This is a genomic window from Streptosporangium album, assembly GCF_014203795.1.
Lineage (GTDB): Bacteria > Actinomycetota > Actinomycetes > Streptosporangiales > Streptosporangiaceae > Streptosporangium > Streptosporangium album.
This window is the reverse complement of record NZ_JACHJU010000001.1, coordinates 2,420,596-2,445,856: the sequence shown is the minus strand read 5'-3', so window position 1 is coordinate 2,445,856 and position 25,261 is coordinate 2,420,596. Positions and strand designations below refer to the sequence as shown.

General features: G+C 68.1%; 20 protein-coding genes and 1 riboswitch. Of the genes, 16 read left to right on the top strand and 4 right to left on the bottom strand.

Going from position 1 to position 25,261, the window contains the following annotated elements; genetic code table 11:
- Window positions 1–477: 477 nt before the first annotated feature.
- The 5 genes from FHR32_RS11525 (at window position 478) to FHR32_RS11505 (ending at window position 6,115) form a co-directional block, all read left to right on the top strand.
- Complete coding sequence (locus FHR32_RS11525; protein ID WP_184754309.1) at window positions 478–2,109, top strand: peptide ABC transporter substrate-binding protein; 1,632 nt, start codon at window positions 478–480, stop codon at window positions 2,107–2,109.
- Window positions 2,110–2,229: 120 nt separating this feature from the next.
- Window positions 2,230–3,159, top strand: coding sequence for an ABC transporter permease (locus tag FHR32_RS11520; RefSeq protein WP_184754308.1), 930 nt, complete (start codon window positions 2,230–2,232; stop codon window positions 3,157–3,159).
- Window positions 3,152–4,069, top strand: a complete 918-nt coding sequence (locus tag FHR32_RS11515) for an ABC transporter permease (RefSeq protein ID WP_184754307.1) — start codon at window positions 3,152–3,154, stop codon at window positions 4,067–4,069. The genes FHR32_RS11520 and FHR32_RS11515 overlap by 8 nt, the downstream gene beginning before the upstream one ends.
- Window positions 4,070–4,080: 11 nt before the next feature.
- The gene (locus tag FHR32_RS11510) at window positions 4,081–5,118 is read left to right on the top strand and encodes an ABC transporter ATP-binding protein (RefSeq protein WP_312882264.1); all 1,038 of its coding nucleotides are present in this window, start codon (window positions 4,081–4,083) and stop codon (window positions 5,116–5,118) included.
- On the top strand, window positions 5,102–6,115 hold the full coding sequence (locus tag FHR32_RS11505) for an ABC transporter ATP-binding protein (RefSeq protein ID WP_184754306.1): 1,014 nt from the start codon (window positions 5,102–5,104) through the stop codon (window positions 6,113–6,115). Before FHR32_RS11510 ends, FHR32_RS11505 begins: the two co-directional genes overlap by 17 nt.
- A gap of 105 nt (window positions 6,116–6,220) precedes the next feature.
- On the opposite strand, the gene FHR32_RS11500 is transcribed toward FHR32_RS11505, so the two are convergent.
- Complete coding sequence (locus FHR32_RS11500) at window positions 6,221–6,745, bottom strand: hypothetical protein (RefSeq protein ID WP_184754305.1); 525 nt, start codon at window positions 6,743–6,745, stop codon at window positions 6,221–6,223.
- Window positions 6,746–7,001: 256 nt separating this feature from the next.
- Entirely contained in the window at window positions 7,002–7,802 is an 801-nt protein-coding gene (locus tag FHR32_RS11495) for an SAM hydrolase/SAM-dependent halogenase family protein (protein WP_184754304.1), read from the bottom strand.
- A gap of 143 nt (window positions 7,803–7,945) precedes the next feature.
- On the opposite strand from FHR32_RS11495, the gene FHR32_RS11490 reads away from it, so the two are divergent.
- Complete coding sequence (locus FHR32_RS11490) at window positions 7,946–8,254, top strand: DUF3263 domain-containing protein (protein WP_184754303.1); 309 nt, start codon at window positions 7,946–7,948, stop codon at window positions 8,252–8,254.
- 97 nt (window positions 8,255–8,351) lie between these two features.
- The gene (gene otsB, locus FHR32_RS11485; protein WP_184754302.1) at window positions 8,352–9,134 is read left to right on the top strand and encodes a trehalose-phosphatase; all 783 of its coding nucleotides are present in this window, start codon (window positions 8,352–8,354) and stop codon (window positions 9,132–9,134) included.
- Window positions 9,135–9,252: 118 nt separating this feature from the next.
- On the opposite strand, the gene FHR32_RS11480 is transcribed toward otsB, so the two are convergent.
- Window positions 9,253–10,683, bottom strand: a complete 1,431-nt coding sequence (locus FHR32_RS11480) for an alpha,alpha-trehalose-phosphate synthase (UDP-forming) (protein WP_184754301.1) — start codon at window positions 10,681–10,683, stop codon at window positions 9,253–9,255.
- Between the two features lie 101 nt (window positions 10,684–10,784).
- On the opposite strand from FHR32_RS11480, the gene FHR32_RS11475 reads away from it, so the two are divergent.
- The 9 genes from FHR32_RS11475 (at window position 10,785) to FHR32_RS11435 (ending at window position 22,766) form a co-directional block, all read left to right on the top strand.
- Complete coding sequence (locus tag FHR32_RS11475) at window positions 10,785–11,342, top strand: RNA polymerase sigma factor (RefSeq protein ID WP_184754300.1); 558 nt, start codon at window positions 10,785–10,787, stop codon at window positions 11,340–11,342.
- Window positions 11,343–11,615: 273 nt separating this feature from the next.
- Window positions 11,616–13,115, top strand: a complete 1,500-nt coding sequence (locus FHR32_RS11470) for a S1 family peptidase (RefSeq protein WP_184754299.1) — start codon at window positions 11,616–11,618, stop codon at window positions 13,113–13,115.
- A gap of 308 nt (window positions 13,116–13,423) precedes the next feature.
- Window positions 13,424–14,917: a S1 family peptidase gene (locus FHR32_RS11465; RefSeq protein ID WP_184754298.1), complete on the top strand. Its 1,494-nt coding sequence runs from the start codon at window positions 13,424–13,426 to the stop codon at window positions 14,915–14,917.
- 244 nt (window positions 14,918–15,161) lie between these two features.
- Window positions 15,162–16,676 (top strand): S1 family peptidase, encoded by a 1,515-nt coding sequence (locus FHR32_RS11460; RefSeq protein ID WP_184754297.1) that lies wholly within the window; start codon window positions 15,162–15,164, stop codon window positions 16,674–16,676.
- A gap of 385 nt (window positions 16,677–17,061) precedes the next feature.
- Window positions 17,062–17,202, top strand: a riboswitch (SAM riboswitch).
- Window positions 17,203–17,216: 14 nt separating this feature from the next.
- A complete protein-coding gene (thrC, locus tag FHR32_RS11455; RefSeq protein ID WP_184754296.1) occupies window positions 17,217–18,482 on the top strand; it encodes a threonine synthase in 1,266 nt (421 codons plus the stop codon).
- Between the two features lie 23 nt (window positions 18,483–18,505).
- Window positions 18,506–18,781, top strand: a complete 276-nt coding sequence (locus FHR32_RS11450) for a MoaD/ThiS family protein (RefSeq protein ID WP_184754295.1) — start codon at window positions 18,506–18,508, stop codon at window positions 18,779–18,781.
- A gap of 317 nt (window positions 18,782–19,098) precedes the next feature.
- Entirely contained in the window at window positions 19,099–19,299 is a 201-nt protein-coding gene (locus tag FHR32_RS11445; protein ID WP_184754294.1) for a cold-shock protein, read from the top strand.
- 340 nt (window positions 19,300–19,639) lie between these two features.
- The gene (gene groL / locus FHR32_RS11440) at window positions 19,640–21,265 is read left to right on the top strand and encodes a chaperonin GroEL (protein WP_184754293.1); all 1,626 of its coding nucleotides are present in this window, start codon (window positions 19,640–19,642) and stop codon (window positions 21,263–21,265) included.
- A 457-nt stretch (window positions 21,266–21,722) separates the two neighbouring features.
- Window positions 21,723–22,766: a YVTN family beta-propeller repeat protein gene (locus FHR32_RS11435; RefSeq protein ID WP_246466103.1), complete on the top strand. Its 1,044-nt coding sequence runs from the start codon at window positions 21,723–21,725 to the stop codon at window positions 22,764–22,766.
- A 245-nt stretch (window positions 22,767–23,011) separates the two neighbouring features.
- On the opposite strand, the gene FHR32_RS11430 is transcribed toward FHR32_RS11435, so the two are convergent.
- The gene (locus FHR32_RS11430) at window positions 23,012–25,030 is read right to left on the bottom strand and encodes a HelD family protein (protein ID WP_184754291.1); all 2,019 of its coding nucleotides are present in this window, start codon (window positions 25,028–25,030) and stop codon (window positions 23,012–23,014) included.
- Window positions 25,031–25,261 lie beyond the last annotated feature (231 nt).

Genomic DNA, 25,261 nt, shown 5'->3' with positions numbered 1-25,261 from the left:
GAAGTGCTTCCGGCGGTGCTCCGCCGCACACATTGGACGGGATCTCCACGGAAGAGGTTCCAGGGCAATTGTGTGTTTCGTCGACGAACCTCCGGCCCCCCCGCGACCGGGTCAACGTTAGCCCAGGTGGGAGCCATCTGCAGGCAACAGGACGCGAGCACTGCCGGTGGAGAGGTATTTTGACGTGACCGTTCACGCCCTACATGGGCCCCTATGTCCACTTGTGGTCCTCCTGGGGGCTTGGGCCGGCCGAGTTGGTAGACGTATAGCACCTAACTGGCATCCGCGTGACCGAACTGCAACATCACAGAGACATTTCGATGTGGAGTAGTGCGGAATAGTCGCGTCCGACTGGTGTGGCGTCAGCCCCTTGGCCGGGACGGAGGGGACAGGGGGACCACAACATCCTCCCCCCTGGCTGTCCAGGCTTCGGGAACTCATTGGCGACGTCCACCTGTAAAGGGAGGAATTACCACAATGCGCGTTACTAACGGCGCACGGATCATCGCTGGTACCGCACTGCTCGCTCTCGGGCTGGCCGCGTGCGGCGGCGAGAGCTCCACCGGTGGGGCGGCGGCCGGCCAGCCCGTGCGCATGGAGCTCGGTGAGCCGCAGAAGCTCTTCTACCCCGGTGACACCACCGAGTCCGAGGGTGCCGAGGTGCTGGGCGCCGTCTTCGCCCCGCTGGTGAGCTATGACGAGAACAAGCAGGTCGTCAACGACGTCGCCGAGTCGATCAAGACGACCGACAACAAGGTGTGGACGATCAAGCTCAAGCCGGGCTACAGCTGGCAGGACGACGCCGGCACGCCGCTGACCGCGCAGAACTATGTCGACGCGTGGAACTACGCCGCCAACCAGGACAACGCCCAGGGCGCCAACGGCTTCTTCAGCCGCGTCGAGGGCTGGGCCGACCTGAACCCGGGCGAGGGCAAGACCGTCTCCACCAAGGAGATGAAGGGCCTGAAGGCCGTCGACGACACCACCTTCAAGGTCACCCTGACCAAGCCGTTCTCGCAGTTCAAGACGATGCTGGGCTACACGGCGTTCTACCCGCTGCCCAAGGCCGCCTTCGGTGACGACGGAAAGATCACCGATGCGTACGCCAAGCAGCCGGTCGGGCAGGGCTACTTCAAGATGGACGCGCCCTACAACAAGGGCACCTCCCAGACGATCGATCTGACCCGGTACGACAAGTTCCCCGGGGAGAAGCCGAAGTTCGACAAGCTGCAGTTCAAGCTCTACACGAGCGCCGAGACGGCGTTCAACGACCTGCGTGCCGGCAACCTGGACATCCACGACTCGCTGCCTCCCTCGGCGGTCGCCAGCGCCAAGGCCGAGCTCGGCGAGCGCTACATCGACCAGGCCGACGCCGGCGTCGGCTACATCGGTTTCCCGCTGCAGTACAACAAGATCTACTCGGACATCAGGATCCGCGAGGCCATCTCCATGGCCATCGACCGCAAGACGATCGCCGACATGGTCTTCTCGGGCACCCGCGCCCCGGCCGACGACTTCATCAACCCGCTGCTCGACGGCTACCGCCAGGGCGCCTGCGCGGTCTGCACCTACGACCCCGCCAAGGCCAAGGCGCAGTACGCCGCCGCGAACGGCCCGAAGACGCTGGAGCTGGGCTACAACTCCGACGGTCCGCACAAGGAGTGGATCGAGGCCGTCGCCAACAACCTCCGCGCCAACCTCGACGTCCAGGTCTCGGTGAAGCCGTTCGAGAAGTTCGCCGCGATCCTCGACGAGCTCGACGCGAAGACCTACAGCGGCATGTTCCGCATGGGCTGGGCGATCGACTACCCGTCCGCGGAGAACTACCTGACCCCGGTCTTCTCGACCGTCGCGATCAAGACCGGCTCCAACTACGCCGGCTGGTCCAACAAGGAGTTCGACGGCCTCCTGGCGAAGGGCGACGCCGCCGCGACGCAGAAGGACGGCCTGAAGTTCTACCAGCAGGCCGACGACATTCTGATCAAGGATCTGCCGTACATCCCGGTGTACTTCTACCGGATCAACGCGGCCTTCTCTCAGCATGTCAAGGGCGTTAAGATCAACCTCCTCAACCAGGTCGAGTGGGCCCAGGTCGAGAAGGTCGCCTGACGGATGGCTGTGGGCCGGACGCATGCGTCCGGCCCCATGGACTGCCTCGGGCAGCCCCCGGCACCGCACACCCCAACCGGTTGGCGAGGGGCTGCCCCGAGGCATGTACGGGAGGCTTGAATGAGCCGTTACATCATCAGGCGCCTTATCCAGGCGATACCTGTTCTTCTGGGCGCCACCCTGCTCATCTACGCCATCGTCTTCGCGCTGCCCGGTGACCCCATCGCGGCGCTGGCGGGCGAGAAGCGGATGGACCCCAACATCGTGGCCATCCTGCGGGAGCAGTACCACCTGAACGACCCGTTCCTGGTGCAGTACTGGTACTACCTCGTGGGCCTGTTCCGCGGCGACTTCGGCACCACCTTCGCCGGGATCCCGGTCACCGACATCATGGCCGGCAAGTTCCAGGTGACCATCAACCTGGCCCTGATGGCGCTGGTCATGGAGGCGATCATCGGCGTCGGCCTCGGCCTCTACGCGGCGCTGCGCCACGGCAAGGCCCAGGACTCGCTGGTTCTCGCGTCCACGCTGGTGCTGATCTCGGTCCCCACGCTGGTCACCGGCTTCGTGCTCCAGCTGCTCCTGGGAGTGAAGCTGGGCGTCGACTTCTTCCCCGTCGCGGGCGTGGCGGAGGGCTGGCGCAGCTACCTGCTGCCCGGCTTCGTGCTCGCCGGGGTGTCGATCGCCTATCTCACCCGGCTCACCCGGACCAGCCTGGTGGAGACCCTGCGCGCCGACTACATCCGCACCGCGGTGGCCAAGGGCCTGCCCCGGCGCCGGGTCGTCGGCCGGCACGCGCTGCGCAACGCGCTGATCCCGCTGATCACCTATCTGGGCGCCGACCTCGGCACGTTGATGGGCGGCGCGGTGATCACTGAGACGATCTTCAACCTGCCCGGCATCGGCCAGCAGCTGTTCAGTTCGGTCTACCTGCGCGAACAGTCCGTGGTCGTCGGCATCGTGACGGTGCTGGTGCTGATCTACATCCTGGCCAACCTGGTCGTCGACCTGCTCTACGCCGTGCTCGACCCGAGGATCCGCTATGAGTGACACCCTTGCCCCGTCCGCCGGGCGCGCCAAGCACGGCAGGAAGGCCCGGCCCGAGAAGGCCGCGAGCCTGTGGGGAGACGCCTGGCACGACCTGCGCCGCCGCCCGCTCTTCATCGGCTCCGCCGTGCTCATCGGCATCTTCCTCGTCATGGCGGTGCTTCCCTGGCTCTTCACCTCGGTGGACCCGTTCAACGCCGCGAACTGCCAGCTCGCCGACGCCCGCAAGGGCATGAGCGGCGCCCACTGGTTCGGCACCGACAACCTCGGCTGCGACGTCTACGCCCGCACGGTCTACGGCGCCCGAAACTCGATCGTGGTCGGCCTGTCGACCACGATCGTCACCGCGGTGGTCGGCGGACTGCTCGGCCTCTTCGCGGGGTTCAAGGGCGGCGCGGTGGACACCCTGTTCTCCCGGATCACCGAGGTCTTCTTCGCGATCCCGTCGATCCTGGGCGCCCTGCTCATCCTGGCCGTCTTCCGCACGGGCAACGTCTGGACCGTCATGCTGGCGCTGGCGGTGCTGACCTGGCCGATGACCTTCCGCATCATGCGGGCCGCGGTGATCACCGCCAAGGGCCAGGACTACGTGCTCGCGGCCCGGGCGCTCGGCGCCTCCGCGCCGCGGATCATGTTCCGGCACATCCTGCCGAACGCCCTCGCGCCCGTGATCGTGGTCGCCACGATCAACCTGGGCACGTTCATCGCCGCCGAGGCCGGTCTGTCGTTCCTCGGCGTGGGCCTGCGCTCTCCGGACATCTCGTGGGGACTCATGATCGCCGATGCCCGTGAGCGCTTCCTGGAGGCTCCGGGACCGCTGCTCTTCCCGGCGCTGTTCCTGAGCCTGACCGTGCTGGCCTTCATCATGCTGGGCGACGCGGTCCGCGACGCCCTCGACCCGAAGCTGCGGTAGGGAAGGGACCTGTGAAGAAGACGTCAACGTCGGTGTTGCCGGCCGGGGGAGCCCTGGGCGACGAGCCCCTGCTCGCCGTCGACGACCTGCACGTGGAGTTCGTCACCAGGCAGGGCGTCGTCAAGGCGGTCAACGGGGTCAGCTACTCGCTCAACCCCGGCGAGACGCTCGCGGTGCTCGGCGAGTCGGGCTCCGGCAAGTCGGTGACCGCGCAAGCGATCATGGGCATTCTCGACATGCCGCCGGCCCGCGTTCCCCGGGGCGAGATCCGCTTCCGGGGCACGGACCTGCTCAGGCTGTCGGAGGACGCCCGGTCCCAGGTCCGCGGGCAGCGGATCGCGATGATCTTCCAGGACGCGCTGTCCGCGCTCAACCCGGTGTTCACCGTGGGGGCGCAGATCGGTGAGATGTTCCGGGTGCACCGGGGGGTCTCCCGGCGCGAGGCCGAGAAGAAGGCCATCGAGCTGATGGACCGGGTCCGCATCCCCGGCGCGAAGCAGCGGGTGCACGACTACCCGCACCAGTTCTCCGGCGGCATGCGCCAGCGCATCATGATCGCGATGTCGATCGCGCTCGACCCGGAGGTGCTGATCGCCGACGAGCCGACCACCGCGCTCGACGTGACGGTGCAGGCGCAGATCATGGAGCTCCTCGCCGAGTTGCAGCGCGAGAGCAACATGGGCCTGATCCTCATCACCCACGACCTCGGCGTGGTGGCCGACGTCGCCGACAAGATCGCGGTCATGTACGGCGGGCGGATCGTGGAGAACGCCCTCGTGCACGACATCTACCGGGCACCGGCCCATCCGTACGCCAAGGGGCTGCTGGACTCGATCCCCCGGGTCGACCAGAAGGGCCAGGAACTGTACGCCATCAAGGGCATGCCGCCGAACCTGCTGGCGATGCCCTCGGGCTGTGCTTTCCACCCCCGGTGCCCCTACCGTCAGGACAACTGCGTCACCGAGGCGCCGCCTCTCTACGAGATCGGCCCGACGCGCAGCAGTGCATGTCACTACTGGAGGGAGGTCCTCGATGGCAGCCACGGGTGAGCCGATCCTTGAGGTCCGCGACCTGGTCAAGCACTTCCCGCTGAGCCAGGGCATCGTCATGAAGAAGCAGGTCGGCGCGATCAAGGCCGTGGACGGGGTCTCCTTCGACCTGCGGCGCGGTGAGACGCTCGGCATCGTGGGCGAGTCCGGCTGTGGCAAGTCCACGCTGGCCAAGGTCCTGATGGCACTGGAGCGGCCGACCTCCGGCTCGGTGAAGATCAACGGCCGGGAGATCGCCCAGGCCAGGGGGGCCGAGCTCAAGCGGGTCCGCCGCAACATCCAGATGGTCATGCAGGACCCGTACACCTCGCTGAACCCCCGGATGACCGTGGGTGACATCATCGGCGAGCCGTACGAGATCCACAGCGAGGTCGCCCCCAAGGGGGACCGCCGCCGCAAGGTGCAGGAACTGCTGGAGGTCGTGGGCCTCAACCCCGACCACATCAACCGCTACCCGCACCAGTTCTCCGGCGGTCAGCGCCAGCGCATCGGCATCGCCCGAGGTCTGGCGCTCCAGCCCGAGATCATCGTCTGCGACGAGCCGGTGTCCGCGCTCGACGTGTCGATCCAGGCCCAGGTCATCAACCTGCTGGAGCGGCTGCAGGACGAGTTCGGCCTCGCCTACATCTTCATCGCCCACGACCTGTCGGTGGTCCGCCACATCTCCGACCGGGTCGGGGTGATGTATCTGGGCAAGATGGTCGAGCTCGGCAAGGACACCGAGATCTACGACCGCCCGGCCCACCCCTACACCCAGGCGCTGCTGTCGGCGGTGCCGGTGCCCGACCCGGACGGCCGGGAGCGGCGTGAGCGGATCATCCTCCAGGGTGACCCGCCGTCGCCGGCCAACCCGCCGTCGGGGTGCCGGTTCCGCACCAGGTGCTGGAAGGCGCAGGACATCTGCGCCGAACAGGAGCCGCTGCTGGAGATCCGGCCGGGCACCGCGCACGCGAGCGCCTGCCACTTCGCCGAGACCCACGACGTGGTGCACGTGTAGGAGGGCCGGACACGAAAGGCCCGAGAACGCAGGAGGGTGCCGCCTCCACACGTGACGTGTGGAAGCGGCACCCTCCTGCTTGTTACTACCTGCTACCTACTGCGGTTACCCGCCGATCTGGCTGCCGAGGACGTTGGCGTTGATGCCGCCGATGCCGACGAGGCCGCCGACGCCGACGCCGTGGCCGAAGCCGCTGCCGCCGCTGACGATGTTGCCGTTGCCGATGAAGCCGCGGCCGCCACCGTAGCCGTAGCCGCCGCCGAAGCCGCCGCCGAAGCCGCGACGGTAGCCGACGCCGTAGACGCCGCCACCGTAGACGCCGCCGCCGTAGCAGTTGGCGCCGTAGATGCCGCCGCCGTAGACGCCGCCACCGTAGACGCCGCCACCGTAGATGCCGCCACCGTAGACGCCGCCGCCGCAGACACCGGAGGTGACGACGGCGGTCGGTGCGCAGTAGGCGCTGGAAACGACGACGGCCGTGGGAGCGACGATGCCGCCGCCGCAGCAGGCGGCCTTCGACGAGGTCGCGGCCTTCGACGAGGTCGCGGACGTGGCTGCCGACGCGGCGGCGGCCGGTGCGACGATGGCGATGCCGACGCACGCAGAGGTGATGAGAAGACGACGAATCATTGGTTTTCCCCCCGAAAGGAAACCGCGGCAATTTTGTGGACCGAAACTGTCCGTTTTTGCGCGGCTACTGAAAGTAACGGGAGTGAGACTATCCATCGACATGCCTCAAAGTGGTGTCGGAATGGTCGGCCAACAGTAATGATCGTGCCCCAAGAGCATGGCGAACCTTGGTTGACCGCGGGGCTGAGCTGTGCTCCACCCGTCCGACGCGTCTCCGCTCCGACCCGTCATCGCAGGTCAGCCAGGTGATCCCCGGTCAGGGGGCGAGGGACAGCCGCACATGGGCTCCCGGAGGGAGTCCCAGGCGCTGGGCGGCGTCACCGGAGTTGACCGCCAGCGCGATCAGCCCCGCCGAGTCGGCGAAGGCGACCATGTCGCCCGGAGGCACCGCGGCGAACGTCTCCCTGAAGGGCACCGAGATCTGTCTCCTGCCCAGCCAGACCACCAGGGTGGCGCCCGGCCGCACCCCGAGCGTGGCCAGGTCGGCCGCACCGACCGAGAGCTGGGTGTTGCCGTGACGGTCCACCGACAGCACCTCGCCCTCCACCATGCCCTCGCGCACCAGCGAGGTCGGCGTGGGGAGCGAGACCAGCCGCTCCATCGGGATCTCCGGTCCCAGCTCCGTCAGGCCGTGCCCGACCGTCAGATGCGCCGCCACCGGCGCGAAGATGTCGCGTCCGTGGAAGGTGGGCGACACCGGTCTCCTGAAGAGCTCCTCGTTGGTCAGCTCGTAGGCCGTCTTCGCGCCGCAGGCATGGGCCGCCCACGACAGCACGCCGTTGTCCGGGCCGAGGAACACGTGCTTGCCCGCGTCGATCGCCACCGCCCGGCGTGAGCCGCCCCCGGGGTCCACCACGGCGATGTGCACGCCGGGAGGCAAGTAGGGGATCGTCTGCGTCAGGATCGCGGCGGCGCGCCGTACGTCCCCGGACGGGACCAGATGGCACACGTCGATGATCCGCGACTCCGGCGAGATCGAGACGATCACACCGTGGCAGGCGGCGACGTAGCCGTCCTCCAGGCCGTAGTCAGTGAGAAGGGTGATGGCAGAGGTCACATCGGTGACTGTACGTCCCTGTCTCCCACATGAACAGCCGGAACGGCATGCGTCGCAAACGGTCTGAAATTCCCGACTATCCTGGCAGCGGGCCGTGCGTACGGGGTGTGATCATTCCGTGCCCGACCGAGGAGGACATCGCGATGGACGCTGCGCCGACCCCCGGTGACGGTGACGGTGCCGGCCAGGGACCACCCGCGCGGGCTCTGACGGACAGGGAGCGGGAGCTCCTCGCCTTCGAGCGCCGCTGGTGGCGCCATGCGGGAGCCAAGGAACAGGCCGTCCGCGAGGCCTTCGACATCTCGGCCACCCGTTACTACCAGCTGCTCGGCGAGCTCATCGACAGACCCGAGGCGCTCGCCCACGATCCGATGCTGGTCAAGCGCCTGCTACGGCTCCGTGAGACCCGCCGCCGCGCCCGCGCCGCCCGCCGGAAGGGCTCGCGTCCCTGATTGCGTCTCCGGTCTCCGGGTACGGCCAGTCAGACAATCGGCCGGGCCTATCCCGCAGGGGAGCGGGCCCGGTGAGCGGAGAAAGGGCCGAGCCACCATGAACACTCCCGACGGACTGCGAGCGATCCTGGAGGATCCCGCGGGGGCGGTGATCGGGCTCGACTTCGACGGCACGCTCTCCCCGATCGTGCCCGACCCCGCGTCGGCCAGGATCCACCCCGACGGTCCCGCCGTGCTGGCCAGGCTCGGCGGGCTGGTCGGCGCCATCGCGGTGATCACCGGACGCCCGGCCGCCACCGCCGTCGAGTACGGCTCGCTGGCCGGCGTCCCGGGTCTGGTCGTGCTCGGCCACTACGGGCTCGAACGCTGGGAGGCGGGCACGCTCACCGCGCCGCCCGTCCACCCGGGCCTGGCGAGGGTCCGGGCCGAGCTGTCCCGGCTGGTCTCCACGGTCGACGGGGCCAGTGTCGAGGACAAGGAGCGGGCGGTGGCCGTGCACACCCGGCGGGCCGCCGACCCGCAGGCCACGCTGGAGGCACTGCGCGAGCCGGTCGCCAAGCTGGCCGCCGAGGCCGGCCTGACGGTCGAGCCGGGCAAGTTCGTGCTGGAGCTGAGGCCTTCGGGGATGGACAAGGGAGTGGCGCTCAGTGCCTTCCTGCGCGAACGGGCGGCGCGGTCGGTGCTGTTCGCCGGGGACGACCTGGGGGACCTGGCGGCCTTCGCGGCCGTCCGGGCGTCCGGGCTGCCCGGCGTGACGGTGTTCAGCGGGTCGGCCGAGATCTCCGTGGAGGCCGACATCGTCGTGGACGGGCCCGCCGGGGTGATGGAGCTGCTCGGCTCGATCGCCGACGCCATCGAACGCCAGACCGCCGGGGGCTGAGGGCGCGCCGGGAGACCAGGGGATCGGTCCGGGGCGGTGAGGGACTGCCGGGGCTTCTGAGAGATGTTTTCCGAGTGGTGTGCGGGCTCGGGGAGGCGTTCCCCTGGCGGCGGGGTGTTCAGTGGTCGCCGAGGGCGGCGAGCTGGTCGGAGAACCAGCGCCGTGGGGGGAGCGCCGTGGCGGCGGCGGCCAGGAGGGCGCCCCTGCGGGCACGCTCCTCCTCGGGCATGACCAGCGCCTCGTAGAGGGCGGTGGCCGTGGCGGAGACGTCGTAGGGGTTGACCAGGAGCGCGTGCTCGCCCAGCTCGGCGGCGGCACCCGCCTCGCGAGACAGCACCAGCGCGCTGCGCGGAGACAGGATGGGGCCCTCCTTGGCCACCAGGTTCATGCCGTCGCGGATCGGATTGACCAGCAGCACGTCGGCCAGCCGGTAGGCGGCCAGCGAACGCGGGTAGTCGTCGTTCACGTTGAGGATCACCGGAGCCCAGTCCTCCGTGGCGTACTGGTCCTCGATCTCCTTGGCGCAGCGCTGCACCGCCGCGGTGTACTCGCGGTATTCGGGCAGATCGTGCCGGGAGGGATAGGCGAAGGCGAGGTGCACGACCCTGCCGTGCCACTCGGGGTGGGCCGCCAGGAATTCCCGGTAGGCGGCCAGGCCCCGGACGATGTTCTTCGACAGCTCGGTCCGGTCGATCCGTACGATCAGCCTGCGGTCGCCGACCTGGTCGCGCAGGGCGGCCATGTGCGACTCCACGTCGGGTTCGGAGGCCCGCGCGCAGAGCGCCTCGCCGTCCACTCCGAGACTGTGCACGCCGATGTGGGTGGTCCGCCCCGCGTGGGTGACCGTACGGCCCACCCGGTCCACCTCGGCTCCGAGCACCGCCTCGCAGCAGTCCATGAACGCCCCGGCCCAGCGCGCGGTCAGGAACCCCGCGTGGTCGGCGCCCAGGATGCCTTCGAGCAGCTCGACGGTGACGTCGTCGGGGAGCAGGTGGAAATACTCCGGCGGCGCCCACGGGGTGTGCGAGAAGTGGGCCACCCGCAGGTCGGGCCGCTCGCTGCGCAGCATGGCCGGGACGAGAGCCAGGTGGTAGTCCTGCACCATCACCTTCGCCCCGTGCGCGGCCTCCTCGGCCAGCGCCATCGCGAACGCCTCGTTGTAGGCCCGGTAGGACTCCCACTCACGACGGAACCTGGCATCGAACTGCGGGCTGTTGGGGGTGTCGTAGAGGAGGTGGTTGATGAACCAGAGGGTGGAGTTCGCCACCGCGTTGTAGGCCCGGTGGAAGATCGTCGGAGGGATGTCGAGCATCCGCACCGCCCCGGTGTCGTAGCCGGAGTGGTCGAGCCGGCCACCGGACGTCAGCCGTACGGCACTGCGGTCGCCGTCGGACAGCGCGGCGCAGACCCAGAGCATGTCGAGGTCTTTGGCCACCTCGGCCAGACCGGACACCAGGCCGCCACCTCCCCGGCGCATGCTCAGGGAACCGTCTTCGGAGAGGGTGAAGGAGACGGGGCCTCGGTTGGAGGCCACCAGGACGGCGTTCATGGATACCCCTCGCCTTGGGACGCGCTTGCCCCGAAGATTAACCAAAAACAGCCCTCGACCATAGGATGTCGAGTGACTGTGACCGCTGATGGGGGCTCGTGATGGCGCTGGACGAGACGACCGAGGAACTGGCTCGGGTGGCCGCCCAAGGCGATCATCGCGCGCTGGGCGAGTTGCTGAGGCGGATCGAGCCGGATGTCCTGCGACATTGTGGACGGATCCTTCCCTACCGGCAGGACGCCGAGGAGGCGTGCCAGGACACGTTGCTGGCGGTGGCCCGCAACATCGGCCGCTTCGAGGGTCGTGCCCGTTTCACCACCTGGCTGCACATCGTGACGGCCAACTGCGCCCGCACCACCTACCGCTCGCTGAAGCGGCGCGCGGCCGAGCAGACCTCCGACGAGCTGCCCCTGCAGAAGCCCGACGTCGCCCGGGTGAGTGTGATCGCCGGTTCCCGGCTGGACCTGCTCGACGCGATGGAGGCGCTGGAGGCCGACAAGCCCGAGCTGGCCCAGGCGCTGGTGCTCCGCGACATCTGCCAGCTCGACTACAACGAGGTGGCCGAGCAGCTCGGCATCCCGCTCGGCACCGCCAAGTCGCGCATCCACCAGGCGCGCAAATACGTCCAGGGCGCGCTGGGCGACGCCTACGGGTTCTGATCCCTTCCGAGGGCGTCACGGAGCTTCCCCGGGTGGGACCGGAGCCGATCCCACCCGGCTGTGGGGCGGGAGCGTTCCGGTTGTTCCCGTCCGGACAAGGGGTCGAGCGCTTTGGTAGGCCTCGTCCGAAATCGCCGTCCGCGTGGCGTGTGGTTTTTGCGGTCTTGATCGGCAACAGCTGGATTAAGGTGGTGGTGCCCGTATCGCATGATCAACGTGTGATGCGGGGTGATCTCCCCTCTTGCTTCGAAAGCCGAGGTCGAGGAGAGACCGATGCCCCGCAGATACACCGCCGTCATGGGATGCGTTCTGGCGATCGCCGCCCTGACAGCGGCGGCCGCTCCGGCCGCCGCCTACTCCCTGACCGCGGATACCGCGGCCGCTGTGGCCGCGCGGAAACCGCCGCCGGGCATGGTGGAGGCGCTTCAGCGTGATCTCCACCTCAGCAAGGAGCAGGCCCAGACCCGTCTGCTCGACGAGATCCGCCTGACCGGGGTCGAGGCGCAGCTCCGCAGAAGACTCGGTGACCGTTTTGGCGGTTCCTGGTTCGTGGGAACCGTCGCGCAGACCCTCGTGGTCGCCACCACCGACCCCGCCGACGTTCCCCGGATCGTTGCCGCGGGAGCCCGGGGTGAGGTCGTCAGCCGGTCGCTGGCACAACTCAACGCGACACTCGACAAGGTCGACGCGATCCTGTCCGCCCATTCGAACGGGCTGGTGCGCTACGTCAACGTGAGGACAAACAAGGTCATCGTCCTGTCTGACGCGCCCGCGGCGACCGAGGCCGTCATCGAGGCCTCCGACGTGGATATGGTCGCGGTGCGGGTGCTGTCGTCCATCGAACGGCCTCAGCCCCTCTCCGACCTGGTGGGCGGCGACCCCTACTACGTCGGCAGCACGACCCGCTGCTCGATCGGGTTCGCCGTGCTCCACGGCGCCCAGAACGGTTTCGTCAGCGCCGGTCACTGCGGTAAGGCGGGTGACACCACGGCCGGCGTCAACCAGGCCGCGCAGGGAGTCTTCCAGGCGTCGACCTTCCCGGTCGGTGACTTCTCCTGGATCAGTGTCAACGGCGACTGGACCCCCAGGCCGTGGGTGGACAACGGCAGCGGCGGCACCGTTGACGTCGCCGGTTCCAGGGCGGCCATCGAGGGGGCGTCGGTCTGCCGGTCGGGCTCCGCCACCGGCTGGCACTGCGGCACCGTCCAGCAGCGCAACACCAGCGTCACCTATGCCCAGGGCACCATCTCCGGGCTGACCCGGACCAATGTCTGCGCCGAACCCGGTGACTCCGGTGGCTCCTTCATCTCGGTGGACCAGGCGCAGGGAGTCACCTCCGGCGGCTCCGGCGACTGCAACGCAGGGGGAGTCGCCTACTTCCAGCCGGTCAACCCGATCCTCACGACCTACGGCCTGAGCCTGGTGACCATCGCAGGCAATCCTCCGCCGCCGAGCACGGGCACCTGCACCGGCTACCCGCACACCGCCGAGGGCGCGCTGGCCAGCGGCCGATCCGTCTACCAGCCGAACAACCAGTACTACCGGTCGACCGCCGACGGCGCTCACGTCGCCTGCCTGGACGGCGTCGACGGCGTCGACTTCGACCTCTACCTGCAGAAGTGGAACGGCCGGAGCTGGGTCACCGTCGCCGCCTCCGAGAGCCCGAACCCCGATGAGAAGATCAACTACACCGGTGCGGCCGGCTACTACCGTTACCGCGTCACCTCCTTCAGCCACTCCGGTCCCTACCTCCTGGGCTACAAGGCACCGTGATCCGACTTTCTCCTCTCGCCTTCCTCTCGCCCTCCGCCGAGTTGCCCGGGCACCGTCTGCGCGTGACGCCCACGGCTTCTGCCTTGATGGGACGGCGGGGGAGAGACGACGGAGCCGATCGAGGATCATCGCTGGGCGCGACGCTCCGGTGGGTTTGGCTGGGAATCGTGGTCCGCGTGGCGTGTGGTTTTTGCGGTCTTGATCGGCAACAGCTGGATTAAGGTGGTGGTGCCCGTATCGCATGATCAACGTGTGATGCGGGGCGATCTCCCCCTCTTGCTTCGAAAGCCGAGGTCGAGGAGAGACCGATGCCCCGCAGATACACCGCCGTCATGGGATGCGTTCTGGCGATCGCCGCCCTGACAGCGGCGGCCGCTCCGGCCGCCGCCTACTCCCTGACCGCGGATACCGCGGCCGCTGTGGCCGCGCGCAAGCCGCCGCCGGGCATGGTGGAGGCGCTTCAGCGTGATCTCAATCTCAGCAAGGAGCAGGCCCAGACCCGCCTGCTCAACGAGATCCGCCTGGCCGGGGTCGAGGCGCAGCTCCGCGAGAAGCTCGGTGGCCGTTTTGGCGGTTCCTGGTTCGTGGGAACCGTCGCGCAGACCCTCGTGGTCGCCACCACCGACCCCGCCGACCTCCCCCAGATCATCGCCACCGGCGCCCGGGGTGAGGTCGTCAAGCGGCCGCTTACCGAACTCAACGAGGCGTTGGAAACGGTCAACACCTCCCTGCCGGCGACCGGGGGGAAGGTGCGCTACATCGACGTGAAGAACAACAGGATCGTCATCCTCACAGCAGATCCCCTGGCAACCGAGGATCTCATCGAGGCCAGTGGCGTGAACACGACCCTGGTGCAGGCGGTGCAGTCCACCGAGCAACCCCGGCTCCTCTCCGACCTGGTGGGCGGTAACGCTTACTACATCGGCGTCACTGCTCGCTGCTCGATCGGTTTCGCGGTGACCCACGGCGACCAGAACGGTTTCGTCAGCGCCGGTCACTGCGGCACGGCGGGCAAAGTCACGACCGGTTTCAACCGGGCCGCGCAGGGTGTCTTCCAGGCGTCGACCTTCCCGGGCAACGACTTCTCCTGGGTCGCGGTGAACAGCAACTGGACCCCCAGGCCGTGGGTGGACAACGGCACGGACGGCACGGTGAACGTCGCCGGTTCCAGGGCGGCCATCGAGGGGGCGTCGGTCTGCCGGTCGGGCTCCACCACCGGCTGGCACTGCGGCACCGTCCGGCAGCGCAACACCAGCGTCACCTATGCCCAGGGCACCATCTCCGGGCTGACCCGGACCAATGTCTGCGCCGAGCCCGGCGACTCCGGTGGCTCCTTCATCTCGGTGGACCAGGCGCAGGGAGTCACCTCCGGCGGCTCCGGCGACTGCAGCGCGGGGGGAGTCACCTACTTCCAGCCGGTCAACCCGATCCTCTCGGCCTACGGCCTGACCCTGACGGTCATCCCCAACCCGCCGATCACGGGCGCGAACCCGTGCACCGGCTACCCGAACACCATCACCGGCACGCTGACCGCGGGCAAGTCGGTCAATCAGCCGAACGACCGTTACTACACAACGATTACCAGGAGCGTCCACTCCGCCTGCCTGGACGCCACCGATGTCACTGATTTCGATCTCTATCTGCAGAAGTGGAACGGCCGGAGCTGGGTCACCGTCGCCACCGCCGACAGCCCCTATCCCGACGAGAAGATCACCTACACCGGTACGGCCGGCTTCTACCGCTACCGTGTGACCGCCGCCAGCGGCTCCGGCCCTTACAGCCTGGGGCACAAGGCGGCGTGAGCTGTGCGGGTTCCACATCCTCCCCGCCGCACCGGTCGTTTCCTGACCCAGCCGCGACGGCAGTGTCCGCGGTCTGCACCCCGGTGGGTTTGGCGGGGAATCGTTGTCCGCGTGGCGTGTGGTTTTTGCGGCCTTGATCGGCAACAGCTGGATTAAGGTGATGGTGCCCGTATCGCATGATCAACGTGTGATACGAGGCGCTCTCCCCCCTCTTGCTTCGAAAGCCGAGGTCGAGGAGAGACCGATGCCCCGCAGATACACCGCCGTCATGGGATGCGTTCTGGCGATCGCCGCTCTGACAGCGGCGGCCGCTCCGGCCGCCGCCTACTCCCTGACAACGGATACCGCGGCCGCTGCGGCCGCGCGCAAGCCGCCGCCGGGCATGCTGGAGGCGCTCCAGCGTGATCTCCACCTCACCAGGAAGCAGGCCCAGACCCGCCTGCTCAACGAGATCCGCCTGACACCCACCGCGGCGGAACTCCGCAGAAGACTCGGTGACCGTTTTGGCGGCTCCTGGTTCGCGGGAGACCTCGCGCAGTCCCTCGTGGTCGCCACCACCAGCCAAGAGGACGTTCCCCGGATCGTCGCTCTGGGGGCCCGAGCCGAGGTCGTCAGCCGGTCGCTGGCGCAACTCAACGACACGGCCAAAGAGGTCAACGCGGCGCTGTCCGCTCACCCCAACGGGCGGGTGCGCTACATCGACGTGAAAATCAACAAGGTCGTCATCCTGTCCGAGACGCCTGCGGCAACCGAGTCCGTCATCGAGGCCGCCGAGCTGAACCCGGTCGCGGTGCTGGTGGTGTCGTCCAATGAGCGACCCCAGCCCCTCTTCGATCTGGTGGGAGGCGACGCTTACTACATCGGCGACACGGAACGATGCTCGATCGGTTTCTCGGTGACGAAGGGGACCCAGAACGGCTTCGTCAGCGCCGGCCACTGCGGTAAGGCGGGTGACACCACGGCCGGCGTCAACCAGGTCGCCCAGGGAGTCTTCCAGGCGTCGATCTTCCCGGGCAACGACTTCTCCTGGGTCGCGGTGAACGGCAACTGGACGCCCAAACCATCGGTGAAGAACGGCACGGGCGGCACGGTGAACGTCGCCGGCTCCACTGTGGCCATCGAAGGGGCGTCGGTCTGCCGGTCCGGTTCGACCACCGGCTGGCACTGCGGCACCATCCAGCAGCAGAACACCAGCGTGACCTATCCGCAGGGCACCATCTCCGGACTGACCCGGACCAACGTCTGCGCCGAACCAGGTGACTCCGGTGGCTCCTTCATCTCCGTCGACCAGGCCCAGGGGGTCACCTCCGGTGGCTCCGGCGACTGCACCTCGGGTGGCACCACCTACTTCCAGCCGGTCGGCCCGATCCTCACCACCTACGGCCTGACCCTGGTGACCAGCGGCGGCGTCACTCCGCCGACGCCGCCAACCCCGCCGACCGGCGTCACCTGTACCGGCTACTCCAAGACCGTCACCGGCGCCCTGACCAGCGGCCGATCCGCCTATCAGCCGAACAACCTGTACTACCGGTCGATCGCCGGCGGTGTTCACTCCGGCTGCCTGAACGGCCCCGTCGGCACCGACTTCGACCTCTACCTGCAGAAGTGGAACGGCCGGACCTGGGCCACCGTCGCCACCTCCAACGGCCCGACCCCCAACGAGAAGATCAGCTACACCGGCACCGCCGGCTACTACCGCTACCTCGTGGCCGCCTACAGCGGCTCCGGCACCTACACCCTGGGATACAGCGCGCCGTAGCCCGGCCGGGCCGTTTTGACCGCACCTGTGGATCACTCGGAGGTGCGGACAAGAAGGACGGAGCTCCGCGCCAAGTGGGTGGTCGGCCGACGATCACCCACCCGGCGCGGAGCTCTCTGCGCTCCTCGGCCGTCAGGGGACAGCGCAGGCTCGCGTATGCGGGAGGGAGGCGCTCTCGGCCGGGGTGAGCAGGATGACCACGGTGACGGTCCGGCCGGCCGTACGAGGTGAAGGGGTGCGGGCGGTGCGTTTCACGGCCTGCGACCCTGGCGAGACTGTCCGGCAGGTAACACGTCACATCTCGAAGGGTGAGACATCTGGTCAGGACGGCGGGGAGGCGAGGTAGAGTGCGTAAGACCTGCTCGTCAGGTCCTAACTGAATATTTGCTCATCCAGAGGGGTGGAGGGACCGGCCCTGCGAAGCCCCGGCAACCCTCCCGGTTCCAGACTCGTGATCTGACGAGGTCGGCCGGGACAGGTGCCAATTCCGGTCTGTGGCCAGGGTGGTCGCAGACGAAGATGAGGGAAAGGCCTCGCTTCATGGCGCTCGCAAGCACTGAAACCCCCACCACCTCGATCGACTTCGGCCCCGCCGTGGCTCTGTCCTGTCGCGAGTGCGGTGCCCGCTACGACCTCGGTCCCGACTTCGCCTGTATCGAGTGTTTCGGGCCCCTGGAGATCGCCTATGACTTCGGGCGCGTGACCCGTGAGCAGATCGCCGAGGGGCCGGCCAACATCTGGCGTTACCGCTCCCTGCTGCCCGTCCCGGCGGACGTGGCCGCCAAGCCCAACATGAACCCCGGCTGGACCAAGCTCGTCGACGCCGGCAACCTCGCGCGCGAGCTGGGCCTGCGCTCGCTGCACGTCAAGGACGACTCCGGCAACCCCACGCACTCCTTCAAGGACCGTGTGGTGGCCATCGCCGTCGAGGCGGCCAGGAACTTCGGCTTCCACACCCTGTCCTGCTCCTCCACCGGCAACCTGGCCGGCGCGGTGACCGCCGCCGCCGCCCGGGCAGGGCTGGACGCCTGCGTGTTCATCCCCTCGGACCTGGAGCAGGCCAAGATCGTCATGGCGTCGGTGTACGGCGGCAGGCTGATCGGCATCGAGGGCACCTACGACGACGTCAACCGCTTCTGCTCCGAGCTCATCGGGGACGAACTGGGCGACAAGTGGGGCTTCGTCAACGTCAACCTCCGGCCCTACTACGCCGAGGGCTCCAAGACCCTGGCCTACGAGATCGCCGAGCAGCTCGGCTGGCGGATCCCCGACCAGATCGTCATCCCGGTCGCGTCCGGCTCCCAGCTCACGAAGATCGACAAGGCCTTCAAGGAGCTGATCGCGCTCGGCCTCGTCGAGGAGAAGCCGTACAAGATCTTCGGCGCCCAGGCCGAGGGGTGCTCCCCGGTCTCCGCCGCCTACAAGGCCGGCCACGACGTGATCCGCCCGGTGAAGCCCGCCACCATCGCCAAGTCGCTGGCGATCGGGAACCCGGCGGACGGCCCCTACGTGCTGGACATCGCCCGGCGCACCGGCGGCGCGGTGGAGGACGTCACCGACGCCGAGATCGTCGACGCGATCCGGCTGCTGGCCAGGACCGAGGGGATCTTCGCCGAGACCGCGGGCGGGGTCACCGTCGGCGTGCTGCGCAAGCTGGTCGCCTCGGGGCAGATCGACCCCGACGCCGAGACCGTGGTGCTCAACACCGGCGACGGTCTCAAGACCCTCGACGCGGTGGCGGACCAGGCGCGTCCCACCGCCGTCATCCGCCCGTCTCTCGACGCATTCCGTACGGCTATCGCCTAGAAATTCATGAAAGGTACTGAAATATGAGCGTTTCTGTGCGGATTCCGACGATTCTCCGGACTTACGCCGATGGCTCCTCGGAGGTGAGTGGAGAAGGGGCGACGCTGCGCGAGGTTCTGCATAGGCTCGACGCCGACTTCCCGGGCATCGGCGCTCGCATCCTCGACGAAACGGGCAAGATCCGGCGTTTTGTCAATGTCTATGTCGGGGATGAGGACGTCCGTTTTGCGGAGAACCTTGACACGGCCACGCCGTCCGGCGTTCAGGTCTCCATCATTCCGGCGGTCGCCGGAGGCTGATCCGCGGCATCCCCACCGCTTCTCCACGACACCCGCACGCGGCCCGGCCGTGTGCGGGTGTCGCGTTATGTGACGTGAGACCCCCTGTGGGGCCGGTGAGTATGATTTATTTTTTAACTAAACAAACGCTCGGCAAAACATGGCTCCGCTCATGAATGCGCGCGTAAAGCAGCGGTCTGTCGATTGACTCTGTTGCCCCACCGTGTCCCACAGGTATGGTCGAGAACGATCGACGTAGGCGATGTCTATGCCTCGAAGATTGAGGACTTCGCGAGAGGAATGGGCGATGTCCTCAAGTCCAGTAAGAGGAGTCGGAAGTGGCGCAGGGCACCGTCAAATGGTTCAACGCGGACAAGGGCTACGGCTTCATCGCGGTCGACGGTGGTAAGGATGTGTTCGTCCATTACTCCGCGATCATGATGGATGGCTACCGTGCGCTCGAACAGGGCCAGCGGGTCGAGTTCGAGGTCACCCAGGGTCAGAAGGGCCCCCAGGCGGAATCCGTCCGGGCGGTCTGACGCAGCCGTTCCGTCCATTCGTCGGGAAATGCCGGTAGATCCCGTGGCAGCGCAGTCCGCGCGGACCTTCCCGCATGTCGACCCGGCTCGCCGCCCCAACGGCGGGTCGGGCCTTCGCTGTGAATCTGTGCCCGCCCTCTAAGCTGGGTGCAGGTCAGCGCGACGTCGCTTGCACTCGGCAGGGTAGAGTGCTAAACAGTTCGTTGGCACTCCCTGTTGGAGAGTGCCAACCCTGGATCGAGACGATGGGACCCGCCGAACGGAGTCGCGGGTTCACATGCCGTCGCGGGCGTCGGCTCGATCCGGTGCAAGCCACCCTGCGTTTGGGAGGTCTAGCCGTATGGCAGCCAAAATGATCGCGTTTGACGAGGACGCCCGGCGCGGTCTCGAGCGCGGTATGAACCAGCTCGCGGACGCCGTCAAGGTGACCCTCGGCCCCAAGGGCCGTAACGTCGTTCTGGAGAAGAAGTGGGGCGCCCCCACGATCACCAACGACGGTGTCTCCATCGCCAAGGAGATCGAGCTCGAGGACCCGTGGGAGAAGATCGGGGCGGAGCTCGTCAAGGAAGTCGCCAAGAAGACCGACGACGTCGCGGGCGACGGCACCACCACCGCCACCGTGCTCGCCCAGGCTCTTGTGCGTGAGGGCCTCCGCAACGTGGCCGCCGGTGCCAACCCGATGTCCCTGAAGAAGGGCATCGAGGCCGCCGTCGAGCGCGTCTCTGAGGAGCTCTCCAAGCTGGCCAAGGACGTGGAGACGAAGGCGCAGATCGCCTCCACCGCCTCCATCTCCGCGGGCGACCCGCAGATCGGCGAGATGATCGCCGAGGCGATGGACAAGGTCGGCAAGGAAGGCGTCATCACCGTCGAGGAGAGCAACACCTTCGGCCTGGAGCTTGAGCTCACCGAGGGCATGCGCTTCGACAAGGGCTACATCTCGCCCTACTTCGTCACCGACCCGGAGCGCATGGAGGCCGTCCTCGACGACGCCTACATCCTCGTGGTCAACTCGAAGATCTCCGCCAACAAGGACCTGCTCCCGGTCCTCGACAAGGTCGTGCAGGCCGGCAAGCCGCTGCTGATCATCGCCGAGGACATCGAGGGCGAGGCCCTGGCGACCCTGGTCGTCAACAAGATCCGCGGCCTCTTCCGCTCGGTCGCCGTCAAGGCCCCGGGCTTCGGTGACCGCCGCAAGGCCATGCTGGGCGACATCGCCATCCTGACCGGTGCCCAGGTCATCAGCGAGGACCTCGGCCTCAAGCTCGAGTCCACCGCGCTGGACCAGCTCGGCCGTGCCCGCCAGGTCATCGTCACCAAGGACGAGACCACCATCGTCGACGGTGCCGGCGACGCCGAGCAGATCGCCGGCCGGGTCAACCAGATCCGCGCCGAGATCGAGAACACCGACTCCGACTACGACCGCGAGAAGCTCCAGGAGCGTCTCGCCAAGCTGGCCGGCGGCGTGGCCGTCATCAAGGCCGGCGCGGCGACCGAGGTCGAGCTCAAGGAGCGCAAGCACCGCATCGAGGACGCCGTCCGCAACGCGAAGGCGGCCGTCGAGGAGGGCATCGTCCCCGGCGGTGGCGTGGCCCTGCTGCAGGCCGGCGCCAAGGCCTTCGACAAGCTGGAGCTCACCAGCGACGAGGCCACCGGTGCCGCGATCGTCCGCAAGGCGCTCGAGGAGCCGCTGAAGCAGATCGCCGTCAACGCCGGCCTCGAGGGCGGCGTCGTGGTGGAGAAGGTGCGCAACCTCACCCCCGGTGAGGGTCTGAACGCCGCCACGGGCGAGTACGTCAACATGTTCGAGGCGGGCATCATCGACCCGGCCAAGGTGACGCGTTCGGCTCTGCAGAACGCGGCGTCCATCGCGGCGCTGTTCCTCACCACCGAGGCCGTCATCGCCGAGAAGCCCGAGAAGGCCGGAGCCGCCCCCGCCATGCCGGGTGGCGGCGACATGGACTTCTAAGTCCAGCCGCTTTCACATAAAGAGGCGACCCCGAGGTGCCGGGGCCGCCTCTTTTTTGTGGTGCCGGACGGTGCCATCCGCCACTCGGCATCCGTCCGTGGGCTCGTGGGCAGGGAGGGCGACATCGAAAGACCGAGGACGGGAAGGGCGTTCCAGGCTTACGGAGCCTGGCCGGAGCGGTAAGAGTCGATGATCGGTAGGCGTGTGGTCACATTCGTGTCGACTCCGGCTGACTTCACTGCCGTTGAGCGATGAATGGACAAAGCGGGCGGCCAGGAGGATCCAAGTCAGTGCGTTGTTTTCCAGGACACGATGTCGTGCGGACGTAGAACGGAACCCTGTTGTATCGATGGAGGTCCTGGTGCTGCGGTGTTGGGCGAGAAACGCGATTGAGAATCACCGTCGGAGCCTGTCCGGCCCGTCCAAGAGGGACGGACGATCCCATGCCCGTCCGTCCATGGCCGCGGTGGCCATCGCGGCGGTTCTGGTAGTGCCGACCGCCACAGCTGTCCCGGCTGTGGCCACCTCGGAGCCTTCGAATTTCGTCTACGTGGCCAACACGCAGTCGGACACCGTGTCGGTGATCGACATTACGACCAACAAGGTCGTCGCCACCATCCCTGTCGGTCGTAATCCCCTTGAGGTGGCGGTCTCCGCCGGCGACGCCCGTGCCTATGTGACCAACCAGGGCGCGGACACCGTGTCGGTGATCAACACGGCGACCAGCAAGGTCGTCACCAGCATTCCCGTCGACGACTACCCGCTGGGGATCGCGGTCTCCCCCCGTGGCACCCGCGTCTACGTGACCAACACGCAGTCGGACTCGGTGTCGGTGATCGACACCGCGACCAACAGGGTCATCACCACCATCCCTGTCGGCCACCACCCCTTCGGCGTCGTGGTCTCTCCCAACGGCACCCGTGCTTATGTGACCAACCAGGACTCGGACTCGGTGTCGGTGATCGACACCGCGACCAACAGGGTCGTCACCACCATCCCTGTCGGCCACCACCCCTTCGGCGTCGTGGTCTCTCCCAACGGCACCCGTGCTTATGTGACCAACCAGGACTCGGACTCGGTGTCGGTGATCGACACCGCGACCAGCAAGGTCGTCACCACCATCCCTGTCGGCCACCCCCCCTACAGGGTCGCGGTCTCTCCCAACGGCACCCGTGCCTACGTGACCAACCTGGAAACGGACTCGGTGTCGGTGATCGACACCGCGACCAACGAGATCGTCACCACCGTTCCCGTCGGCCACCACCCCTTCGGTATCGCGGTCTCTCCCGGCGGCACCCGCGTCTACGTGAGCAACCTGAGTGCGGACTCGGTGTCGGTGATCGACACCGCGACCAACGAGGTCGTCACCACCGTTCCCGTCGGCGTCGAGCCTTTCGGGATCGCGACCGCCGGTCCCCGCGGCCGGAGCGACGGCGGAACCAAGGTGCGCAGACCGAAGAGTCGTCCGCACCACTCAGGCTCGTACCAGGAGCAGGGCTGATCCTCGCCATCGCGGACAGGACGTGTTTCCACGACCACCTTGGCCGGATCGTCGTGCCGGTCGGTCCCCTCGGCGGCTTCAAGCCAGAAGGCCGGCAGCGCCTCGACGTCCTCGATCCGCCCGTTCCGGATGACAACCCCTATGCCTGGAGAAGTTGCCAGCCCTGCCTGCCAGAACCGGGTCGGTACGGTCGCCACGTCTTTCCACCGGACCGGACGATCACACGGTGGCCGCGGACCACGGGATCAGCGGAGCTGGTCGGGGAGCTCCCGGGTGTGCAGGACGGTCAGGGAGGTGACCGCGCGGGTCAGGACCACGTAGAGGCGGGCCAGGCCACGGGGCTCGGCGTCCACGATGTCGGCCGGCTCGACCACGATGACGTGGTCGTATTCCAGACCCTTGGCCAGGGTCGCGGGGATCACCAGCAGCCGGTGCTCCTCGACCGAGTCGGGGCTCAGCACACGGTGGTCCAGGGCGGCCAGGGACGCCGAGACGGCCGGGACCGAGGCGTCCGGGACGATGACCCCGATCGAGCCCTCGCGGGAGAGCGCCTCCCCCACCGCCTCCACCAGGGATGCCGCCGGATCGAGCGACGGCCGTACCGACAGCGAGCCCACGCCGGGGCGGAGCGACCGGGGCGGGGCCAGGTCGGGGGCGACGGCGGGCAGCAGCCGGGCGGCGTAGTCGAGCACCTCGCGGGGGACGCGGAAGCCGAGGGTGAGCTCGGTGACCGCGCCGTCCTCGAAGCCCAGGTGGGTGAGGACCTCGGTCCAGGAGCGGGCCGACCAGGGCGTGGTGCCCTGGGCGAGGTCGCCCAGCACGGTGGCCGACCCGGTACGGCAGCGCCGGCCGAGGGCGCGCAGTTGCATGGCCGACAGGTCCTGGGCCTCGTCCACGACCAGGTGCCCCAGGACGGCGGTCCGCTCGATCAGGTCGCCGAGCTCGTCCATCAGCGCTCCGTCGGCCGCCGACCACTTCGCCGAGCGGAAGGATTTGGCCGGCTTCGCCCACAGCAACAGGGCCTGCTCGTCGGCGGTGAGGTCGTCCTTTGCGGCGGCGGCGAGGAACGCGGGGTCGCTGAAGAGGCGGTGGAGCACCTGCTGGGGGGTGAGCTTGGGCCACACCGCGTCCACGAGCTGCTTGACCGGCTTGGAGCGGGCCACCGCGTCCTGCACCCGGTCGTCGGGGGACTCGCCGCGCTGTTCCATCCGGACGAGCACCAGGTGGGCCAGCCGCTGGGCGAGGGCCGCCCGGCCGGGGCCGTAACGGGTGGTGCCGCGCAGCGACGCGACGATCTCGCGGACCTCGTAGTCGGCCACCCGGTAGCGGTTGACGCCCTTGGTGTACAGCACGCCCTCGGTCGGCTTGACGATGTGCATCCACAGGGCACGCCTGAGCACCGGAGCCATCTTCGCGTCGCCCTTGACCGCGCCGACCTCGGGGGCCTCGGGAGCGGCGTGGTCGCCCAGGATCCCGGCCACCGTGGTCTGGTCGACCTTGACCTCGCCCAGAGCGGGGAGCACGGAGGAGATGTAGGAGAGGAAGGCCCGGTTCGGGCCGACGATCATCACGCCGGACCGGGCGAGTTTCTCCCGGTGGGTGAAGAGCAGGTAGGCGGCCCGGTGCAGGCCGACGGCGGTCTTCCCGGTGCCGGGTGCTCCCTGGACGCACACGGTCTGGCCGAGCTCGGAGCGGACGATCTCGTCCTGGTCGGGCTGGATGGTCGCGACGATGTCGCGCATCGGGCCGGAGCGGGGGCGCTCGATCTCGTCGGTGAGGATCCTGCTGTGCTGCAGGGCGACGCCCTGGTCGAGCGGCTCGTCCTCGTAGGCGGTCAGGTCGCCGCCGTGGTAGCCGAACCGGCGGCGGAGCGCGACGTCCATCGGGTCGGACGGGCTGGCCTGGTAGAAGGCCCGGGAGATCGGGGCCCGCCAGTCGATCACCAGGGGACGGCTCCGGTCGTCGTGGACGTGCCGGCGTCCGACGTAGACGGTGCCGGGAAGGTCGTCGTCCACGGCGCGGTCGAGGCGGCCGAAGAACAGGGGGGTGCCGGAGTGGTCGGCGAGCGCCGCCACCCGCTGGTCCAGCAGTCCCTGCAGGATCTGCTGCGAGACCCAGTCGCCGGCGGCGTCGGAGGAGAGGGACTGGGCGTGTTCGCGCATCGCGCGCAGGGCGGCTCTGGAGGTGGCCAGATGCTCGCGTTCGGCGGCGAGCGTCTCGGCCGGGTCGTCGGTTATGTCGGGGGCCAGTTGATGTGCGGGCACGCGGAAGCGCCTCCCATTCGGTCAACGGAGGTGGTGGTCATCACAGGCAGCGAATCGGCCAGCTTACCGGCGACCTGCGTCCGCTCAAAAGGATTAATCGCGGGCCGGGTCGACGTGCGAACCTTCGGTGAGCGCCTTGCCACCCTCCGTTATACCGTTCCAAAACAGTGAAAAACTAGCTTAAATGCGGTGACTTAGGTAGATCATGGGGTATGCCGCTAATGGTCGTTG

What these genes read in the sequence shown, in the direction of transcription:
- FHR32_RS11525 (WP_184754309.1), top strand. Translation starts at nt 478, where the DNA reads ATGCGCGTTACTAACGGCGCACGGATCATCGCTGGTACCGCACTGCTC.
- FHR32_RS11520 (WP_184754308.1), top strand. Translation starts at nt 2,230, where the DNA reads ATGAGCCGTTACATCATCAGGCGCCTTATCCAGGCGATACCTGTTCTT.
- FHR32_RS11515 (WP_184754307.1), top strand. Translation starts at nt 3,152, where the DNA reads ATGAGTGACACCCTTGCCCCGTCCGCCGGGCGCGCCAAGCACGGCAGG.
- FHR32_RS11505 (WP_184754306.1), top strand. Translation starts at nt 5,102, where the DNA reads ATGGCAGCCACGGGTGAGCCGATCCTTGAGGTCCGCGACCTGGTCAAG.
- FHR32_RS11500 (WP_184754305.1), bottom strand. Translation starts at nt 6,745, where the DNA reads ATGATTCGTCGTCTTCTCATCACCTCTGCGTGCGTCGGCATCGCCATC.
- FHR32_RS11490 (WP_184754303.1), top strand. Translation starts at nt 7,946, where the DNA reads ATGGACGCTGCGCCGACCCCCGGTGACGGTGACGGTGCCGGCCAGGGA.
- otsB (WP_184754302.1), top strand. Translation starts at nt 8,352, where the DNA reads ATGAACACTCCCGACGGACTGCGAGCGATCCTGGAGGATCCCGCGGGG.
- FHR32_RS11480 (WP_184754301.1), bottom strand. Translation starts at nt 10,683, where the DNA reads ATGAACGCCGTCCTGGTGGCCTCCAACCGAGGCCCCGTCTCCTTCACC.
- FHR32_RS11475 (WP_184754300.1), top strand. Translation starts at nt 10,785, where the DNA reads ATGGCGCTGGACGAGACGACCGAGGAACTGGCTCGGGTGGCCGCCCAA.
- FHR32_RS11470 (WP_184754299.1), top strand. Translation starts at nt 11,616, where the DNA reads ATGCCCCGCAGATACACCGCCGTCATGGGATGCGTTCTGGCGATCGCC.
- FHR32_RS11465 (WP_184754298.1), top strand. Translation starts at nt 13,424, where the DNA reads ATGCCCCGCAGATACACCGCCGTCATGGGATGCGTTCTGGCGATCGCC.
- FHR32_RS11460 (WP_184754297.1), top strand. Translation starts at nt 15,162, where the DNA reads ATGCCCCGCAGATACACCGCCGTCATGGGATGCGTTCTGGCGATCGCC.
- thrC (WP_184754296.1), top strand. Translation starts at nt 17,217, where the DNA reads ATGGCGCTCGCAAGCACTGAAACCCCCACCACCTCGATCGACTTCGGC.
- FHR32_RS11450 (WP_184754295.1), top strand. Translation starts at nt 18,506, where the DNA reads ATGAGCGTTTCTGTGCGGATTCCGACGATTCTCCGGACTTACGCCGAT.
- groL (WP_184754293.1), top strand. Translation starts at nt 19,640, where the DNA reads ATGGCAGCCAAAATGATCGCGTTTGACGAGGACGCCCGGCGCGGTCTC.
- FHR32_RS11435 (WP_246466103.1), top strand. Translation starts at nt 21,723, where the DNA reads ATGGCCGCGGTGGCCATCGCGGCGGTTCTGGTAGTGCCGACCGCCACA.